This window comes from Saccharothrix sp. NRRL B-16348, assembly GCF_001280085.1.
Classification (GTDB): Bacteria; Actinomycetota; Actinomycetes; order Mycobacteriales; family Pseudonocardiaceae; genus Actinosynnema.
Genome location: NZ_LGED01000089.1, coordinates 1 through 634, shown reverse-complemented (window position 1 = coordinate 634; position 634 = coordinate 1). Strand labels below are relative to the sequence as shown.

Below are 634 nucleotides of genomic sequence, written 5' to 3'. Positions count from 1 at the left end.
CCAGTCGTTGCCCGTGCGCTGCAGGTTGGAGTCACGCCGCGCGCCGGAGCTGCCGTCCTGGAACGCCTCGTTCACCACGTCCCACGCGTAGATCTTGCCCCGGTAGTAGGTGGCCACCTGCGTGACGTGGTTCAGCATCGCGTTGCGCAACGCCGTGCCCGACATGTTCTGCATCCAGCCCGGCTGCTGCGAGTGCCACGCCAACGTGTGGCCGCGGACGCGCTTGCCCTGGCCGATCGCCTGGTTCACGATCCGGTCCGCGTTGGCGTAGCTGAACTGGCCCTGCGACGGCTCCGTCGCGTCGATCTTCATCTCGTTCTCGGCCGTGACCATGTCGAACTCGCGGTTCAGGATCCCGGTGTAGGTCGAATCGCCGAGCTTGTTCGCCGCGACCGCCGTGCCGAAGTAACGACCGGTGCGGTTCGCCGCCGTGCCCAGGGTGGTGCCGGGGCCGGGCTGCGGCGTCGTGGTCGTGGTGGTGGTCGTCGTGGTCGGGTCCGTGGTCGTGTCGGTGGTGGTCGTAGTCGTGGTGGTGGTGGTGGTGGTGCTGGTGGGGCCGTCGGTCAGGGTGGGGGTGGTCCAGTCGCGCCATTGGGAGAGGTTGCCGGTGGCTTTGCTGTGCATCTGGATGACG

Annotated in this window: 1 protein-coding gene; it reads right to left on the bottom strand. The window is 68.0% G+C overall.

The annotated features are described in order from the left end of the window. The coding region (locus ADK67_RS10390; RefSeq protein ID WP_231648111.1) for an endo-1,4-beta-xylanase at window positions 1-630 on the bottom strand (630 nt) is incomplete at its 3' end. Window positions 631-634 lie beyond the last annotated feature (4 nt).